General features: G+C 71.9%; 16 protein-coding genes and 1 pseudogene. 9 read left to right on the top strand and 8 right to left on the bottom strand.

What is annotated here, in order from left to right; genetic code table 11:
• Nucleotides 1-61: 61 nt before the first annotated feature.
• Together LO762_RS27025 and LO762_RS27020 are read left to right on the top strand one after the other, a co-directional pair.
• Complete coding sequence (locus tag LO762_RS27025; protein WP_230618844.1) at nucleotides 62-1,195, top strand: PP2C family protein-serine/threonine phosphatase; 1,134 nt, start codon at nucleotides 62-64, stop codon at nucleotides 1,193-1,195.
• 48 nt (nucleotides 1,196-1,243) lie between these two features.
• Entirely contained in the window at nucleotides 1,244-2,200 is a 957-nt protein-coding gene (locus tag LO762_RS27020) for a hypothetical protein (protein ID WP_230618843.1), read from the top strand.
• 342 nt (nucleotides 2,201-2,542) lie between these two features.
• Here LO762_RS27020 and LO762_RS27015 read toward each other — a convergent pair whose 3' ends face one another.
• Nucleotides 2,543-3,913 (bottom strand): amidase, encoded by a 1,371-nt coding sequence (locus LO762_RS27015; RefSeq protein ID WP_230618842.1) that lies wholly within the window; start codon nucleotides 3,911-3,913, stop codon nucleotides 2,543-2,545.
• Nucleotides 3,914-4,045: 132 nt separating this feature from the next.
• Here LO762_RS27015 and LO762_RS27010 point away from each other — a divergent pair, with 132 nt between their 5' ends.
• Nucleotides 4,046-4,960, top strand: a complete 915-nt coding sequence (locus tag LO762_RS27010; protein WP_230618841.1) for a nuclease-related domain-containing protein — start codon at nucleotides 4,046-4,048, stop codon at nucleotides 4,958-4,960.
• A 22-nt stretch (nucleotides 4,961-4,982) separates the two neighbouring features.
• Nucleotides 4,983-6,845: a dihydroxy-acid dehydratase gene (ilvD, locus tag LO762_RS27005; protein WP_230618840.1), complete on the top strand. Its 1,863-nt coding sequence runs from the start codon at nucleotides 4,983-4,985 to the stop codon at nucleotides 6,843-6,845.
• A gap of 148 nt (nucleotides 6,846-6,993) precedes the next feature.
• Here the strand turns inward: ilvD and LO762_RS27000 are convergent, their stop codons facing one another.
• The 3 genes from LO762_RS27000 to LO762_RS26990 form a co-directional block, all read right to left on the bottom strand.
• On the bottom strand, nucleotides 6,994-7,413 hold the full coding sequence (locus LO762_RS27000) for an ester cyclase (RefSeq protein WP_230618839.1): 420 nt from the start codon (nucleotides 7,411-7,413) through the stop codon (nucleotides 6,994-6,996).
• 46 nt (nucleotides 7,414-7,459) lie between these two features.
• The gene (locus LO762_RS26995) at nucleotides 7,460-7,678 is read right to left on the bottom strand and encodes a zinc ribbon domain-containing protein (RefSeq protein ID WP_230618838.1); all 219 of its coding nucleotides are present in this window, start codon (nucleotides 7,676-7,678) and stop codon (nucleotides 7,460-7,462) included.
• 73 nt (nucleotides 7,679-7,751) lie between these two features.
• A complete protein-coding gene (locus LO762_RS26990) occupies nucleotides 7,752-8,261 on the bottom strand; it encodes an HNH endonuclease (protein ID WP_230618837.1) in 510 nt (169 codons plus the stop codon).
• 276 nt (nucleotides 8,262-8,537) lie between these two features.
• Between LO762_RS26990 and LO762_RS26985 the strand changes: the two genes are divergently transcribed.
• Complete coding sequence (locus LO762_RS26985; protein WP_230618836.1) at nucleotides 8,538-10,598, top strand: prolyl oligopeptidase family protein; 2,061 nt, start codon at nucleotides 8,538-8,540, stop codon at nucleotides 10,596-10,598.
• 45 nt (nucleotides 10,599-10,643) lie between these two features.
• Here the strand turns inward: LO762_RS26985 and LO762_RS26980 are convergent, their stop codons facing one another.
• Together LO762_RS26980 and LO762_RS26975 are read right to left on the bottom strand one after the other, a co-directional pair.
• Nucleotides 10,644-11,186, bottom strand: a complete 543-nt coding sequence (locus LO762_RS26980) for a GNAT family N-acetyltransferase (protein WP_230618835.1) — start codon at nucleotides 11,184-11,186, stop codon at nucleotides 10,644-10,646.
• Between the two features lie 4 nt (nucleotides 11,187-11,190).
• A complete protein-coding gene (locus tag LO762_RS26975) occupies nucleotides 11,191-12,813 on the bottom strand; it encodes an XRE family transcriptional regulator (RefSeq protein ID WP_230618834.1) in 1,623 nt (540 codons plus the stop codon).
• Nucleotides 12,814-13,155: 342 nt separating this feature from the next.
• Here LO762_RS26975 and LO762_RS26970 point away from each other — a divergent pair, with 342 nt between their 5' ends.
• The 4 genes and pseudogenes from LO762_RS26970 (at nucleotide 13,156) to LO762_RS26955 (ending at nucleotide 16,635) form a co-directional block, all read left to right on the top strand.
• Complete coding sequence (locus LO762_RS26970) at nucleotides 13,156-13,437, top strand: hypothetical protein (protein ID WP_230618833.1); 282 nt, start codon at nucleotides 13,156-13,158, stop codon at nucleotides 13,435-13,437.
• Between the two features lie 359 nt (nucleotides 13,438-13,796).
• Nucleotides 13,797-14,729 (top strand): mechanosensitive ion channel family protein, encoded by a 933-nt coding sequence (locus tag LO762_RS26965; RefSeq protein WP_230618832.1) that lies wholly within the window; start codon nucleotides 13,797-13,799, stop codon nucleotides 14,727-14,729.
• Nucleotides 14,730-14,751: 22 nt separating this feature from the next.
• Nucleotides 14,752-15,111: pseudogene (locus tag LO762_RS26960) on the top strand (globin); the annotation flags it as partial.
• Nucleotides 15,112-15,141: 30 nt separating this feature from the next.
• The gene (locus LO762_RS26955; RefSeq protein ID WP_230618830.1) at nucleotides 15,142-16,635 is read left to right on the top strand and encodes a glycoside hydrolase family 13 protein; all 1,494 of its coding nucleotides are present in this window, start codon (nucleotides 15,142-15,144) and stop codon (nucleotides 16,633-16,635) included.
• A 63-nt stretch (nucleotides 16,636-16,698) separates the two neighbouring features.
• Here the strand turns inward: LO762_RS26955 and LO762_RS26950 are convergent, their stop codons facing one another.
• Together LO762_RS26950 and LO762_RS26945 are read right to left on the bottom strand one after the other, a co-directional pair.
• Nucleotides 16,699-17,055, bottom strand: a complete 357-nt coding sequence (locus LO762_RS26950) for a hypothetical protein (protein WP_230618829.1) — start codon at nucleotides 17,053-17,055, stop codon at nucleotides 16,699-16,701.
• 147 nt (nucleotides 17,056-17,202) lie between these two features.
• Nucleotides 17,203-17,652, bottom strand: coding sequence for a thioesterase family protein (locus LO762_RS26945; protein WP_230618828.1), 450 nt, complete (start codon nucleotides 17,650-17,652; stop codon nucleotides 17,203-17,205).
• Between the last annotated feature and the right edge of the window lie 59 nt (nucleotides 17,653-17,711).

Here is a 17,711-nt window from a genome sequence, read left to right as displayed (position 1 = left end):
AGGGTGAGGGTCGGGTGGATTGACGCCACAGGGCGGTTTGGCTCGGTACAGTGGCGGCGACATGCTGCAACGCCTGGTCCACCTCATGCCGCCGAAGGCGCGCGCCCAACTGCGGCGGGTGCCCGTCCTCGTGGCGCTCTACCGCTGGCTGCGGCGGGGCCGGATCCGCGAGCGTTATGTCCTGTTCTTCCTGGCCGCCGTCGCCTTCGGCATGTGCGCGGGCACGTACTGGATAGGCCAGCAGTGGTTCCCGCCGAGCGCCCTCGTGCTCGTCGTCCTCGCGGGCGGCCTGCTCCTGCGCGTCAAGGCGCTCAGCGCGCTGCTCGTCACCGTCGCCGTCGTCGTGGTGATCGACACCACCATCATCGAGCGCGGCTTCTCCCCCGGCATGATCGTCACCGTCGGGCTCACCACCGTGCTGGCGCTCGCGCTGTCCCGCAACCGGCAGCAGCTCGGCGTCCAGGGGCTGCGCGGCGAGACCATGCTGCTGGAGCTGCGCGACAGGCTGAACCGGCAGGGCCAGATCCCCACGCTGCCCAGCGGCTGGGAGGCCAACGTGGAGCTCGCCCAGGCGGGCGGCTCCTCCTTCGGCGGCGACTTCGTCGTCTCCTGCCGCCACCGCTCCCCCGACGGCGAACGCGACCTCCTGGAGGTCGCGCTGGTCGACGTCTCCGGGAAGGGCGTGGCCGCCGGCACCAGGGCGCTCATGCTCTCGGGCGCCTTCGGCGGCCTTCTTGGATCGGTCCCTCCGGAGCAGTACCTGTCGGTCTGCAACACCTACCTGCACCGCCAGTACTGGGACGAGGGGTTCGTCACAGCCGTGCACGTGGTCCTCGACCTCGGCACCGGCGACTACGTCGTGGAGTCCGCCGGGCACCCGCCCGCCGTCAAGTTCGACGCGACGAGCGGCACCTGGCACGTCGGCACCGCCAAGGGCGTCGTGCTCGGTGTGGTGCCCGACCTCAAGTGCGAGCCGGAGTCCGGCAGGCTCGGCCCCGGCGACGCGCTCATGCTCTACACCGACGGCCTCGTCGAACAGCCCGGCCGCGACCTCGACCAGGGCATCGACGAGCTGCTCGCCTCCGGTGAGCGCCTCGTCGCGCAGGGATTCCGCCGGGGCGCGCGGGAGATCGTCCAGTCGATGTCGGCGGCCCACGACGACGACTGCGCGCTGGTCCTGCTCTGGCGGCACTGACGCGGCACGGGCGGCGCACCCGCCCACCGAACCGGGAGAGGGGACGGGGTGTCCTTGGCGGTGTTGGAGGAGCTGGCGCGGCGCTGCGCCTTCGGTGACCTCGCCGCGCTGGCCAGGGCCGGGCACGCGCCCCGCACGATCGAGGGCACCGCCGAGTTCGGCCACCAACTCCTCCAGCTCGACGCCGAGGACTTCGGCGTCGCCCACCCTTCGGTGCCGCGCGCGCTGGTCGACCGGGCCCGCGCCGTCAGGGTGCCGCAGGAGCCGGGCGAACGGCACCGGGGCGCGCTCGGCTCGATGCGCGCCGGGTTCCGCCTCCTGCTCGAAGTGATCGCCGTGCACTGGGCGCGGCGCGAGCTCGGCGGGGTCGTCGCGGCGGCGCACATCGCCGCCGAGTACCTGACCGTGCTCGCCTGGGAGCCGGTGCTCGGCCACGCCGCCGACCCGGCCCGGCTGCCCGACCACATGAAGGTCGCGCACAGCAGGTTCGGGGTCGTCGCCGAGAACGCCTCCTGCGCGCACACGCGGGGGCTCGTCTCGGCCTGTGAGCGGTCGCTGCGGGTCGCGGGCGACCCGCCCGAGGGCTGGCGCAACTACCTCGACCGGCAGCACACCACCGTGATCAAGGCGCTGAGCGTGTGCGCGTTCGAGTGCAAATCACCCTGCGCCGTCACCCTCCAGGTGCCCGAGGCGCCGCGCGGCCTCCTGTCGGCCAGGTCCCGGCTGGCCCGCGAGTACAGCGACGGCGCCTTCGTCCGGCTCCGGCACGCCGCCCCCGTCGGCCACGGCTTCGGCGTCCCCTCCGAGGAGGAGGTGCTCGACGCCTGGTCCCGCTCGCTGCGCTCGCTCAACAAGCACGCGCTCTTCCGCGACCAGCCCGAAGGCCCCGACTTCCCCATCCCCCACCTCCCGCGCCTCTTCTCCGCCGTCGCAGGCGTCCCCCTCACCCCCGACACCCTCCTCGCCGACACCTCCACCCACCTCATCCACCTCCTCCACCCCTGACCCCCGGCGACTACCAGCAGGGCGCACGACCAACGCGCCCATGAGCACGACCGACCCAACCGCACGCTCTGCACGACGGCGACCAGAGCGGCACGCGGACACGCCGCTTCCGCCGTCCCACCCGCGACCCCAAGTCACCGTGAGCACGGACAACGCGACAGCGTCCTGATCACCCGCGCACGCATGACCAGCGGCACGCCTCTGCACGGCGGTGACCAGCAGGGCGGGCGGGCACGCCGCTTCCGCCGTCCTGCCCGCGACCCGGAGTCATCGTGAGTACGGACGACGCGGCGGCGTCCGGGCGGCCGCGCGGGTGATCAGTGGCACGCCTCTTCGGGGTGGTCACCAGAGGGGTGGGCGGGGTGGTGGGGGTGTGGCGGATTCGAGGTGGGCGGCCAGGGAGAGCAGCAGGGCGTCCTGGGCGGAGCGGGCGGTGAGGAGGACGCCGACGGGGAGGCCGTCGGGGGTCCAGTGCAGGGGGAGGGTGATCGAGGGGCTGCCGGTGATGTTGGCGAGGGCGGCGTAGGGGGTGTGCGCGATCTGGCGGGCGAAATCCACTTCGGGGGGCTGGGCGGCGAAGTGGCCGACCGGGACGGGCGGCTCGGCGACCGTCGGGGTGAGGACGGCGTCGTAGGCGTCGGTGATCGCCAGGATTCGCGCGGCCTCGGCCTCCAGGGTGGCGCGCAGGCGGGCGGCCTCCGCCGGGGTGGTGCGGCGGCCACGGTCGCGCAGCCAGCGGGTGAGGGGCTGGAGCAACTCCTCGCGGGCGGGCGGGACGGGCTCGGCGGCGGCGAGCACCGCCCACAGCGCCTCGAACGTCCTGGCCAGACGCGGGGTCCGGAGGGGCGGCGCCTCAACGATCTCGTGGCCGAGTCCGGCCAGCAGCGCGCTCGCCTTCTCATAAGCCGCGAGACACGACGGATCCAGCGATACCGGATCGGCGGCTGCCGTCGTCCGGGCGATCCGCAGCCGTCCCGGCGGACGCCGCGCCGCCTCCACGAACCCGCCCGAACCACCCGTACGGCCCGCCAGGACGTCAAGGAGAAGCGCCGCGTCCCCGACGTCGCGGGCGATCGCGCCGCTGGTCGCCAGGCCGAACGGATCTCCCGCGACGGCCACGACACCGCGGCTCGGCTTCATCCCGACCAGGCCGCAGGCGCTCGCCGGGATCCGCACCGACCCGCCGCCGTCGCTGCCCTGCGCGAGCGGCGCCAGCCCCGCCGCGACGGCCGCCGCCGCGCCCCCGCTGGAGCCGCCCGCCAGCCGCGTGACGTCCCACGGGGTCCGCGCGCAGGGCGTCGCGCCGCCCTCGGTGTAGCAGGTCAGGCCGAACTCGGGGGTGCTGGTCTTGCCCGTGACCACCGCGCCCGCCGCCCGCAGCAGCGCCGCCACCGGCCCGTCGTGCGCGCCCGGCGGATCCCGCCGCGCGGCGCTGCCGTGGCCCGTCGGCAGGCCCGCGACGGTGTAGAGGTCCTTCACCGGGACGGGCACGCCCAGCAGCACAGGGGGCGCGACCGCTTCCAGCGCCTGACGCTCGGCCTTGCGCGCCTGGTCGAGGGCGAGGTCGGGACACACCGCGGCGAAAGCGCCGACGTGGTGATCCACCCGGGCGATCCTGCCGAGATAATGCTCGGTGAGCTCCACCGGCGAGAGCTCCCCGGCACGGATGGCCGCGGCCTGCTCCCGCGCGGTCAGATCGTGGATCGCCGTCACGGCCGCACCCTAGCCGAGGCGCGACGCGGGGAGGACGCCCGCGTTACCTTCCGGTAAGCGTTTCCCCCGACCGGAGGGGGCAAGTAAACCGATGACGCGCACCGAGGCGAGAAGGAAGTGAGGGGTCGAGCAATGGCCATCATCGACCGCGGCGAGGCCGGCGGCGCCCGCGGGCAGCCTCCGGAGGAGAAGCGGCCCACCCCCACCCTCCGCGATCTGGCGAGGCATCCGAAGGCCCGGCTGTGGGCGATCCGCGCGGGCGTGGTGCTCGTCGTCGGGCTGCTGTTCGCGATCGTCTTCAACCCCCGGGTCGGCCTGACGATCGCGGTGGCGGTGCTCATCGCCGACACCGTGCGGACGGCGCGGGCGGGCGGCGGCAGCGAGGGCTCCTATCCGGTGTCCCCGGCCGAACGCAAGACCGAGCGGCAGCTCCGCGGCCTGGAGAAGGCGGGCTGGCGCGCCCTGCACGCGCGCGCCGTCCCCCGCGACGGCGACGGCGTCAGCGACGGCAAGATCGACCACCTGGTGATCGGTCCGACGGGCGTCTACGCCATCGACTCCGAGTCGTGGGACAGACGCCTTCCGGTCCGGGCGCTCTCGCACACCCGCCTGTTCCACGGCCCCTTCGAGATGAAGGACCGGCTGGACGAGGCGCGGTGGGAGGCCAACCAGGCGAGCCGGCTGCTGAGCAAGGCGATGGGGACGGAGATCCCCGTGCAGCCGTCGGTGGCGATCTACGGCCCGCCGATCCCGTGGCGGTGGATGTCGGTCCGCAACGTGGACGTCTACTCCGGCGCGAAGGCCAAGACGTACCTCCGCAAACGACCACGGGTGCTGACGCCCGAGGACGTCGAACGGATCGCGGCGGCTGCGGAGCGGGTCTTCCCGTCCAAGTTCGACTTAGTCCGACCGAGTTCCACCGAGTTCGACCGAGGCCGACGAGCATCGCGGCACCCCGCCGGCGCAGCCGGGGTGCCCGGCGACTGGAGTAGGCTGGCAGGCACCGAGTCCCATGCCGCCCCCTACCCGGGGCCACCCACCTTTTGATCCACGGTTGGGAGAGTCCCCAATGCCTCCGCTCCGGTCACGCACCGTCACTCATGGCCGCAACATGGCGGGCGCCCGCGCGCTCCTGCGCGCCACCGGCGTCGCCCGCGAGGACTTCGGTAAGCCGATCATCGCGATCGCCAACAGCTTCACCCAGTTCGTGCCGGGCCACGTGCACCTGCGCGAGGTCGCCCAGGTCGTCGCCGAGGCGGTGCGCGAGGCGGGCGGCATCCCGCGCGAGTTCAACACGATCGCCGTGGACGACGGCATCGCCATGGGCCACGACGGCATGCTCTACTCGCTGCCGTCCCGCGAGCTGATCGCCGACGCCGTCGAGTACATGGTCGAGGCGCACCGGGCCGACGCGATCGTCGCGCTGTCCAACTGCGACAAGATCACCCCCGGCATGCTGCTCGCCGCGCTGCGGCTGAACATCCCCACGGTCTTCGTCTCCGGCGGGCCGATGGAGGCGGGCAAGGTCACCGTCGTGGACGGCGCCGCCCGCACCGTCCGCAAGCTCGACCTCATCGACCCGATGATCGCCGCGGCCGACGAGTCCGTCTCCCAGGAGGACCTGGACGAGATGGAGGAGAACGCCTGCCCGACCTGCGGGTCGTGCTCGGGCATGTTCACCGCCAACTCGATGAACTGCCTCACCGAGGCGATCGGCCTGTCGCTGCCGGGCAACGGCACCACGCTGGCCACCCACTTCGCCCGCAAGGAGCTGTTCCAGCGGGCCGGGCGGACCGTCGTGGAGATCACCCGGCGCTACTACGAGCAGGACGACGAGAGCGTGCTGCCGCTGAGCATCGCCACCCGCGACGCGTTCGAGAACGCGATGGCGCTGGACGTGGCCATGGGCGGCTCCACCAACACGATCCTGCACCTGCTGGCGGCGGCCCGTGAGGCGGGCGTCGACTTCGGGCTGAAGGAGATCGACGAGCTGTCCCGGCGCGTCCCGTGCGTCTGCAAGGTCGCCCCGGCCACCTCGCAGTACCACGTCGAGGACGTGCACCGGGCGGGCGGCATCCCCCGCCTGCTGGGCGAGCTGGACCGGGCGGGCCTGCTGCACCGGGACGTCCACACGATCCACGGCGGCTCGCTCGGCGAGTTCCTCGACGCCTGGGACGTGAAGTCCCCGAACGTCAAGCCGGAGGCGGTGGAGCTGTTCCACGCGGCGCCCGGCGGGGTCCGCACCACCGAGGGCTACAGCCAGCACACCCGCTGGGAGTCGCTGGACCTGGACGAGGCGGAGGGCTGCATCCGCTCGGCCGAGCACGCCTACACCAAGGACGGCGGCCTGGCGGTCCTGTACGGCAACATCGCCCCCGACGGCGCGATCGTGAAGACCGCGGGCGTCGAGGAGGAGCTGTGGACGTTCTCCGGCCCGGCGGTCGTGTTCGAGTCGCAGGAGGACGCCGTCGAGGGCATCCTCGGCAAGAAGGTCAAGGCGGGCGACGTCGTCGTCATCCGCTATGAGGGCCCGCGCGGCGGCCCCGGCATGCAGGAGATGCTGTACCCGACGTCGTTCCTGAAGGGCCGCGGCCTCGGCAAGGCGTGCGCGCTGATCACCGACGGCCGTTTCTCCGGCGGCACCAGCGGCCTGTCGATCGGCCACGCCTCCCCCGAGGCGGCCGCGGGCGGCATGATCGCCCTGGTCCAGGACGGCGACCGCGTCGTCATCGACATCCCGCGCCGCGTGCTGGAACTCGACGTCTCCTACGAGGAGCTCGCCGAGCGCCGCGAGGCCCTGCTGAACGACCTGGGCGGCTACCGCCCCCGCGACCGCCAGCGCAAGGTCAGCGCCGCCCTCCAGGCGTACGCCGCCATGGCGACGTCGGCCTCCACCGGCGCCTCCCGCGACGTCGGCCAGCTCCACCGCTGACCGACCCCACCGGGGCTCCCTCGGCACCGAGGAGCCCCGGCCACGGGTGTCGGCCGGGAAAACGACCAGGGCCGCTCTCCCGGGTGGGAGAGCGGCCCTGAGCCGTCCGGAGACGGCTGGGGACTTCTTCGGGGACGAGCCGTCAGGGCTAGCTCCCCAGCAGGCCGAGCTGGCCCAGGAAGGACGCGTTGTCCCAGTAGACGCGGTGCTCGCTGATCTTGTCGCCGCGCAGCACGAAGATGTCGATCAGCGGGAAGGTGACGAACTTGCCGGTCGGCGGGACCTCGCCCTCAGCGGTGCCCAGCGGCCCGGTGTGGGTGCCGCTGAAGACGAGTTCGGCGATCGCGGTGTCGCCCTCGACCCAGACGGCCTGCTGGGTGACCTTGAGGTCGGGGAACGCGGTGGCGAACGCCTGGAGGACGCCCAGGATGCCGTCGGCGCCGTGCACCGTGCCGGTCGGCAGCACGGCGACGAGGTCGTCGGTGAAGATGCTCGCCGACGTGGCGGGGTCGCCCGCCTCCAGCGACGAGTGGTGGATCTCGATGAGCTTGAGCAGCTGCTCCCGCATGACCATGCTCATTCGGCCATCGCCGCCGCGCCCTGGCGGGCGGGGGTCAGCCGCAGCAGCCGCCTCCGCAACAGCCTCCGCCGCCGCCACCCGAGGGGCGCTGGACGGGGGCCGACGCGCCGCCCGTGACGGCCACCGTGGACAGGAGCTTCACCGTGTCCGCGTGGCCCTGGGGGCAGCTTGCCGGCGCGGACGACTCCGCCATCGGCCGGGACAGCTCGAACGTGTCGCCGCACGAGCGGCACCGGTAGTCATAACGAGGCATGACCCCGAGTGTAGGTAACGGAAGCGGGCCGCCGCACGAGGCGACGGCCCGGGTCAGCCCGAGGACTGGGGGATTAGGCGGCAGGCTCGGTGACGTAGGCGGCCCACTGGGGGTCGCCGTCACTGATCAGGCCGATGAGGCGCCAGTGGGCGCCTCGGGGGACGGCGGGGGGGATGTCGAGGGACCAGCCGAGCTCCTCAAGGAGACGGTCGGCCTTGCGGTGGTTGCAGGGGGTGCAGGACGCGACGCAGTTCTCCCAGGCGTGCTTGCCGCCACGGGAGCGCGGCAGCACGTGGTCGATGGTCTCGGCCTTCTTGCCGCAGTAGACGCAGCGGTAGTTGTCGCGCCGCATGAGGGCGGCCCGCGTCAGCGGGATCCTGGTCCGGAACGGGATGCGCACGTACCGGCGCAGCCGGATCACCGACGGCACCTGCATGGACGTGCTCGCCGACCTGACGTGGGCGCCGGAGGAGTCATGGTGGACGACCTCGGCCTTCTCCCGGAGCACAAGACAGACGGCCCGTCGCAGCGGGAGCGTGGTGAGCGGTTCGTAGGTGGCGTTGAGGAGGAGGACCTGGCGCATCAGCCGACCTCCACCCTTACCCGCGTACCGCCGTTGTACCACCGATCCTGATCACCTGGAATGCCCGGCATGTCCGGCACACCCGGTCTGGTGTGCCGTGGCCGGGCCCCTGGCTCGGCCGAATCTGTCGCACCCGCCACGAGGACCTCCTCTGTGGGCGATGAGTCAACCCCAAGTTGTCAACAGTGTGACCAATGGGAAGCGGTTCGCGCTACCCCTTTATGCCCAGATCCGGGCGACCGCAGTCCTGGCGGTCCTGGCCGTAGGCTGATCCACATGGACTATCCGGTGGCACAGCGTCAGGACATCGTCGAGGAGATTCACGGGCACCGGGTCGCCGACCCCTACCGCTGGCTGGAGGACCCGCACAGCGCGCAGACCAAGGAGTGGCTCGCCGCCCAGGACGCGCTCTTCCACGCCGAGGTCGACGGCCTGCCCGGCCGGGAGCGGCTGCGCGCCCGGATCACCGAGCTGCTCGGCGCGGGCAACGTCTCGTCCCCGATCTGGCGGGGCGAGCGGCGGTTCTTCATGCGCAGGGCCGCCGACCAGGAGATGTCGGTGCTCTACACCATCGATCCCGACGGTTCCGAGCGCGCCCTGATCGACCCGATCGCCCTCGACGCGTCCGGGAAGACCACCCTTGACTCCTGGCAGCCGGACAAGGAAGGCAGGCTGCTCGCCTTCCAGTTGTCGGTCGGCGGCGACGAGGAGTCCCGGCTGTCGATCATGGACGTCGCCACCGGGGAGACGGTCGAGGGCCCGATCGACAGGTGCCGGTACTCGGCGGTGGCCTGGCTGCCGGGAGGCGAGGCGTTCTACTACGTGCGCAGGCTCCCCAAGGACGAGGTCCCCGAGGGCGAGGACCAGTACCACCGCCGTGTCTATCTGCACCGCCTGGGCACCGACCCCGACGCCGACGACGTCCTGATCTTCGGCGCGGGCCGGGAGAAGACCGAGTACTACGGCGTCGGGGTGAGCCGCGACGGCAGGTGGCTGACGGTGAGCGCGTCCCGTGGCACCGCGCCGCGCAACGACCTGTGGTACGCCGACCTGTCCTCGGGCGACCTGGAGACGCCGGAGCTGGTGCCCGTCCAGGTCGGCCTCGACGCCCAGACGGGCGTCCGGTTCGCCCGCGACGGCCGCGCCTACGTCTTCACCGACCTGGCCGCCCCGCGCGGCCGCCTCGCCGTCGCCGACCCCACCGACCTCGCCCCCGAGCGCTGGCGCGACCTCCTGCCCGAGGACCCCGAGGCCGTCCTCAGCGACTTCGCGATCCTGGACGAGCTGGACACGCCCGTCCTGCTCGCCGGGTGGACGCGGCACGCGATCAGCGAGATCACCGTGCACGACCTGGCCACGGGCGAGCGGATCGGCGCGGTCCCGCTGCCGGGACTCGGCTCGATCGGCGGGATCGTCGAGCGGCCGGAGGGCGGGCACGAGGCGTGGTTCGGCTACACCGACAACGTGACGCCCGGGAGCATCCAGCACTACGACGCCAGGACGGGTGAGACGTCCCTGTGGGCGGCGCCTCCCGGATCCGTCGAGGTGCCTCCGGTGGAAGCGAGGCAGATCGCTTACACGTCCAAGGACGGGACGACGGTAAGGATGCTCGTCCTGGGCAGCCTCGAAGGCGGCCCGAAGCCCACGATCCTGTACGGGTACGGCGGCTTCAACATCTCCCTCACGCCCGCGTACTCGGCGGGCATCCTCGCCTGGGTGGAGGCGGGCGGCGTCTACGCGATCGCCAACCTGCGCGGCGGCTCCGAGGAGGGCGAGGAGTGGCACCGGGCGGGCATGCTCGAACACAAGCAGAACGTGTTCGACGACTTCCACGCGGCGGCCGAACGCCTCATCGCCGACGGCTGGACGACGGCGGACCAGCTCGCGATCTCGGGCGGCTCCAACGGCGGCCTGCTCGTCGGCGCGGCCCTCACCCAGCGTCCCGAGCTGTACAGGGCGGTCGTGTGCTCCGCGCCGCTGCTCGACATGGTGCGGTACGAGAGATTCGGGCTCGGCCAGACCTGGAACGTCGAGTACGGCAGCGCCGAGGTGCCCGAGGAGCTCGGCTGGCTGCTGTCGTACTCGCCCTACCACCACGTGAAGCCGGACGTCTCCTACCCGGCGGTGCTCTTCACCGTCTTCGAGAGCGACACCCGGGTGGACCCGCTGCACGCGCGCAAGATGTGCGCCGCGCTCCAGCACGCGCGGGGCGGGCCGATCCTGCTGCGCAACGAGGCGGAGGTCGGGCACGGGGCCCGCGCGGTGAGCCGCAGCGTCGACCTGTCGGTGGACACGATGTCGTTCATGGCGGCCCAGACGGGGCTCGTCCTGGAGTAGCCGGGGTGGTCCGGGCGGGGTGCTCGCTTCCCCGCCCGGCCCCCGCTACAGCAGCTTCTTCTCGCCGTAGATGTTGACGATGCCGTTGATCAGCTCACGCCGCAGCTCCACCCACCCGAAGGCGCGGTACAGCTCCAGCGCGGGCCCCTGCAGCTCGGTGGTGTCGCCGGTGAGCCGTGGGTAGCCGAGGTCGAGCGCGCGCTCCTCCAGCGCCTGGAGCAGCGCCGCCCCGTACCCGTGCCGGTGCAGGTCGTGCCGGACGCGCAGCCGGACCATCTCCCCGGTCTGCTCGTCCACCCTGCGCAGCCCGCCCATCGCGACGGGCTCGCCGTCCGGGAGGACGCCGACCAGGAACTCCCCCCTGCCGTCCTCCAGGTAGATCCGCTCCAGCATGAACAGGTCGTCCTCGTAGTAGACGCCGTCGCCGGGCCGCAGCCCGATCCTGGCGAGGCCCTCGCGGTGCAGCGACACCACCGCCCTGTGGTCCGCCGGACGGTACCGGCGGATGTGGAGGTCCCCGAACGTCCACTCGGGCGTGGCGGCCGGGCGCCGGACGAGTGTCCTGGCGCCGCTCCCGATAGCCGCCACGGGATCAGGCCCGGTCCGTGGGGGGCGCGGGCGGCTCCCCCGGGTTCATGGGGCTCTGGACCGACGGGATCGTCGCCAGGGTCTCCCTGAGGTCGCGCAGCTCGGCGTAGTCGCCGAACTGCTGGAACGCGGCGGCCGCGAGCTGGCGGGCGCGGTGCATGAGGATGTCGGAGCGGTGCTCGGGGTCGAGCTCCATGATCGCCTCCTTGGCGCGCATGGCCGCCTGGTCGGCCTGGCCCGCGTGGATCGAGCAGTGCGCCCGGTCCAGCTTGACCAGCGTCCGGTCGATGATCTCGGTCGGCGCGTACAGCGTCAGCGCGCCGCGCAGCACCTCGTCGCCCTTGGTGTGGTCGCCGAGGTTGGTGAACGTGTCGCCCTCGTAGAAGGACATCTGGCGCTCGGTGAACCCGAAGACCAGGTCGCTCTTCTGCGTCTTGCTGAGCTGCTCGAACACCGCGCGGCCGCGCACCAGGGCGCGCCGTGCCGTCGGCGCCGCGTCCGACCTGCCGCGCAGCGCGAGCTGCCCGAGCGCGCGCGCCTCGACGGCGGGTGCCATCGCGGCGGCGACGTTCGGGCTCCGCCCGGCGAGGTCCTGGGCCTTGCGGGCCAGGTGGAGCGCCTCGCGGGGGTCGCCGTAGTAGAGCGGGAGCAGCGACTCCCGGACGGTGACCCAGGCGCGCAGGCCCCGGTCCCCGGTCTCGTCGGCGGCGGTGCGGGCGGTGCGGAAGAACGAGCGGGCGAGCCTGTGGTCCCCCAGGTTGATCATGATCAGCCCGGAGATCCCGGACAGCTGGGCGGCGATCCGGCAGAGCCGCTCCTGGAGCTCGACCGGCTGGCGCTGGTCGCACAGCCTGCGCACCTCGCTGAAGTCGAGGAGCACGTCGCAGAGCATCCGCAGGGAGGGCGTCGACTGGTACGACTGGCCGTACCCGAGGATCGTCTCCTCCCACTGATCGAGCATGGTCGGCGACACCGTCGCGTTGACGAGGGTGTCGTCCATCTTCCTGCGGAGCTGGTCCACCGCCCCGAGGAACTGGCCGTCCAGGGCCACGCCCGCTCCGGCCAGCAACTGCAGTAGCGTCCGGCGAAGCACGACGTCCTCCTCTCCTAGGTCCATCGACCCCGGCGCCTCGGCGCCGCGGAGGCCCTGACCGAGCTGGTGCCGCGCGACCCAGGCCCGGTCGATGACCGAGCCGATGAGGGCCTCCGCGTCGTCCCGTGCCTGCGCCACCTGGGCGCCGCCGGGCCGCTGGTCGTGGGTCCGTCCGCAGACGCAGGGTCCCGGGTAACCGAGATCGCCGGGTTCGACGCGGTAGACCAGGCACAGGTAGTGCATGTACTCCGGACCTGGTCGTTTGTAGCCGCTCTCGTAGGCCGAAAGGAGCGTCTCGCCGATCTTCGGCGGGGGCTTGCCGTCCAGCTCGTAGAGGGCCCGCATCTGGGCCACCACGTCTGACAGCGCCACCCCGTTCGCGAGCCGGTGCGCCTTGATCCGGCTGGTGCTGAACAAGGGTCCGCACTGCTCCGCGATCTCCGCCGCGATCTGCGTGACGGCCAGGCCGCGGGCCAGACCCTGCGCGCGGATCCAGCGCGCCCGGTCGGCTTCCTTACGGGGGGGTTCTGCCATCCGTGCCGGCCTCCTCACCACTCGCCGGTTGTGTGCTTCGTCACTACTGTGCACGCCCCCGAGCGCTGGCGACCGGCTTTCTCGGTCAGTTTCGTAATTGATATCCATACGCAGCGTAAGGCGGCGACCATCGGCGGCCAACCCACCTGCGGGCATTCCGTCCGGCACCGGGAGCAACAACGTTTCCAGAAAGAGCGGATCCTCATCCCGAGTAGAAGGATCCTCATCCCGAGAAGGGGATGACAGGTCGAACCGGCGGGTAGCCCACCTTGACCGGACCAGTGGAACTTGCAATTCTCGCTTCGCGGTCACAGTTCGAACTCTTCTGAGGAGGTGCACGCGGTGACGGGAGACGAGCGGATCGGCCATCTGGAGCGGCTCGTCCGGGAGCTGGCGGCCCGTGGGCTGCTCGCCCGGGTGGTCAGGACCCGTTCTGGGCCGGCCTTCCTGAGGGTCGTCAACCCCGACGCCGCGAGCCTCACCGAGAACGTGACGTGCGCGCCGTCGCCCGAGTCGCGCGAGCCCTACTTCTGGTGGAGCTGGGGTGAGCGGCTGCACCGGGTGGACGATCCGGGCGCGGCGGCCAGGAAGCTGGCACGGGTCCTGGAACCGAGGACCCCCTAACAGACCCGGACGGGTTCCGCGGGTACCGGGGAACCAGGCGCGGTGGCCACGGGCCCCGCGGAATCCGTCCGCGACACCTCCCGACAACTCGGGACAACAAGGAAACACCGATTCACGACAGTTGTTCGCCCCGATTGTCGTGAATCTCCCTAGGTGGACGGCGGCCTTCCGGAGGGGGGAGCGCCGACGTACCGCCGAAAGGGGACCCTCCCCCGGGGGCGAGGCCGCGAGCTCCCGGCGGCTGTGTACGGTCCGATCAGTTCCGTCCCCTACGATCGGAAAGTCCCAGTCGCACGTCCACGGCGGTGCCGCCGGCCCACCCAGGGGGAGGGTCTCCTCTGTTCTTCAAAGACCAGCCGATGCCAGCCGAAGTCTGCGACCCGAAACCGAGTGTCGCGTGCCGGACCGTCTGGAACGTCTCGCACAACGACGAGGTCACCAGGTTCTTCCACACCTGGCTCGACGGGCTCGTGACCGCGCTCATGTGGGGCGTCATGGCGTTCGTCGCCGCCCTCGTCGTCCGGCACTTCGTGCATAAGGCGATCACCCGGATCACCCGCCAGATGGCCAACGGCGCGGTGCCCGGAAGGTTCCGCGACCGGCTTGAGGGCACCCAACTGCTCGCGCACGAGCGGCGCAGGCAGCGGATGGAGACGCTCGGCTCGGTATTGCGCAGCGTCGCGTCCGTGGTGATCTTCGGCACCGCGCTGTTCACCGTGCTCGGCGAGATGGGGCTGAACCTGACCCCGATCCTCGCCAGCGCCACCGTCGTCGGCGCCGCCGTCGGCTTCGGCGCGCAGAACACGATCAAGGACCTCCTGGCCGGGCTGTTCATGCTCCTGGAGGACCAGTACGGCGTCGGCGACGTGGTGGACACCGGCACCGCCAAGGGCACCGTCGAGGCCGTCTCGCTGCGGATCACCCGGCTGCGCGACGTCAACGGGGTCGTCTGGTACGTGCGCAACGGAGAGATCACCAGGCTCGGCAACGAGTCGCAGAACTGGGGCAGGGCGCTGCTCGACATCCCCGTCGCGCCCGACCAGGACGTCGACCAGGTCCGCGACCTCATGCAGCAGGCCGCCGACGAGCTCGCCTCCGACAAGGAATGGCAGGCGTCGATCCTGGAGGAGCCGACGGTGTGGGGCGTCCAGGCGCTCACCAACGACGCGATGGTCGTCCGGGTGACGGTCAAGACGGCGCCGAACCAGCAGGGCCCGGTGGCCCGCGAACTACGCGAACGGGTCAAAAAGGCGTTCGACGAAGCTGGCGTCTCGCTGGGATCGCTGGCATAGGCTGGTGCCGATGAGCCAGCAGGTGACCTTCTACGAGGCAGTGGGCGGCGCGGACACCTTCCGCCGCCTGGTCCACACGTTCTACCAGGGCGTCGCCGAAGACCCGGTGCTCCGGCCGATGTACCCCGAAGAGGACCTCGGCCCCGCCGAGGAACGGCTCACGCTGTTCCTCATCCAGTACTGGGGCGGCCCCGGCACCTACAGCGAGACCCGCGGCCACCCCCGGCTGCGGATGCGCCACTTCCCCTTCACCATCGGCCCGCGCGAGCGCGACGCCTGGCTCGGCCACATGCGCGACGCGGTGACGGCCCTGGAGCTGCCCCCGCAGCTTGAGGAGATCCTCTGGGAGTACCTCGCCCGAGCCGCGCACAGCCTGGTGAACTCCGAAGGGTGAACGGGTAGGTCGAACCGCATGACAACGACAACCCCCTGGTGGCGCGACGCCGTGGTGTACCAGGTCTACCCCCGCAGCTTCGCCGACTCCAACGGCGACGGCGAGGGCGACCTCCAAGGACTCCGCTCCCGCCTGCCCTACCTCGCCGACCTCGGCGTCGACGCCCTGTGGCTCACGCCCTTCTACACCTCACCGCTCGCCGACGGCGGCTACGACGTGGCGGACTACCGCGACGTCGACCCGCGCTTCGGCACCCTCGCCGACTTCGACGCGCTCGTCGCCGACGCCCACCGGCTCGGCCTGCGCCTCATCGTCGACATCGTGCCCAACCACACGTCCTCGGCCCACCCGTGGTTCCAGGAGGCGCTCGCCGGCTACGGCAGGGAGCGCTACCTGTTCCGCGAGGGCGACGCGCCGCCCAACGACTGGCAGTCCAACTTCGGCGGGCCCGCCTGGACGCGCGTCGAGGACGGCTCCTGGTACCTCCACCTGTACACGCCGGCGCAGCCCGACCTGAACTGGCGGCACCCCGAGGTCCGCAAGGAGTTCGAGCACATCCTCCGGTTCTGGCTCGACCGCGGCGTCGACGGGTTCCGCATCGACGTCGCCGCCGGGCTGTTCAAGCACCCGGGCCTGGCCGACCTCGGCGAGGGCGGCACCCACGCCGTCGGCAGCCCCATGTACGGGCGGCCCGAGGTGCACCAGATCTACCGCGACTGGCGGGCCATCCTCGACTCCTACCCGGACGAGCGGATGGCCGTCGGCGAGGTGTGGACGGAGTCCCCGGACGACCTCGCCCTGTACGTCAGGCCGGACGAGCTGCACCAGGCGTTCCAGTTCCACCTGCTGCTCGCGCCGTGGTCGGCGCGGGCGTTCCGGGAGACGGTGGAGACGTGCCTGGCCTCGCCCAGCGGGAAGGCGCCCACCTGGGTGCTGTCCAACCACGACGTGATCCGCCACAGCAGCCGCTACGGCCCGGCGGAACGGTCCCGCAGCGCGCTGATGTTCATCCTCGCGCTGCCCGGCTCGGCCTACCTGTACCAGGGTGAGGAGCTCGGGCTGCCCGAGGTCTTCGACCTGCCCGACGCGGCCCGGCAGGACCCGATCTTCTTCCAGGGCAAGGGCAAGGGCCGCGACGGCTGCCGGGTGCCGCTGCCGTGGTCCGGCACCGCCGCGCCCTACGGGTTCGGCGCCGGGGAGCCCTGGCTGCCCCAGCCGGACTCCTGGGCGCCCCTGACGGTCCAGGCGCAGTCCGCGGACCCCGAGTCGATGCTCGCCTTCTACCGGCGCGCCCTGGCCCTCAGAAGGCGTCTCAGGGGCACGCTGCCCGTCGACGTGGAGTGGCTGGAGACGTCGTCGCCCGACGTCCTGTCCTTCCGCCGCGGCCCGCTCACCTGCACCGTCAACTTCGGCGACGAGCCCGTCCCGTTCGACGGCGCCGTGCTGCTCGCCGCCGGGGACGTCGCCGCCGGGAAGATCCAGGGCGGAGGCGCGGTCTGGCTGACCGTCTAGCCCGCCGACCGGGCCCCGCCACCGCGCGCCGGGGCCCGGACGCCCGCAGCCGGACGGCTCAGCTCAGCGCACGACCCAGCAGTTCTTGGCGTAGGAGTACCTCCAGTGCTTGCCGGGCAGCCGGTACGTCTTGGCCCGGACCTGCCGCTTGCCGACCCTGGCGATCACGTCGACGATCCTGGGCTTCACGTGGGCGGCGCGCAGGTTGCGCACCACCTTGTCGGCCCGCTGCAGCGCGAGCTTCCGGGACGCCGCCTTCACCGTGACGTACATCGCGTCGGGGTCGCCGCCGAACGTGCAGCGCTTCACCCCGTGACAGGGCCGCGGGTCGGGCTTGACGCACCAACTGGCGGACGCCGCGCCGGGCACCCCCAGCACGAGTGCGCCGCCCAGGAGCACGACCATCATGATCCGCCGCAAGGAGCCTCCCGGAGAAGATCGCGAGCGACCAGAGTACTCGCGGCCCGTCCGGTGACCCCGGCTTTCGCCCTGGCCGATACCGGCGTTTTACCCGACCCTGAAACCGGGCATGACGCCCCTACCCGTGCGCTCGCGGCGCCCTGCGGGCTAGCCGTCGGCGGGCTTGACGAACCTGCCGATGTACTCGCGCTCGGCCGGCGTGTACCGGCGCAAGCGGGCGCCCTCCACGTCGAACGCGACGAGGGTCGAAGTCGCCGTGGCGTACACGTTGTCGTCGTCACGGACCTCGTAGGACAGCTTGAACGAGGCGGCACGCAGCTCCGTCACCCAGCTCTCCACCCGGACCGGATGCAGCACACCCGTCAACGGCACCTTGTAGTCGATCTCGTGCCGGGCGACGACCATGCCGCGCACCGGCTCCAGACCAGCCCGCACCGGGTCGGAGTGGAACATCTCCAACCGGGCGTCCTCCAGGTAACCGAGGAACTTCACGTTGTTCACATGCATCTGGGAGTCGATGTCCCCAAAACGAACGCGGAACTCGTAGAGGTGACGGTACGAGGTGTCACGCGCGGGAAGCGTCGCGGTGTCTTCCATGTCCTGCCTCGGGGGTCGAAGTCCGGGAACTGACTGATCGTACAAGAAGGGGCCGCCCC

This window comes from Actinocorallia sp. API 0066 (assembly GCF_020991275.1).
In the GTDB taxonomy this organism is placed as follows: domain Bacteria; phylum Actinomycetota; class Actinomycetes; order Streptosporangiales; family Streptosporangiaceae; genus Actinocorallia.
The sequence above is the reverse complement of the archived record's forward strand: the minus strand, read 5'-3'. Positions and strand labels throughout refer to the sequence as shown.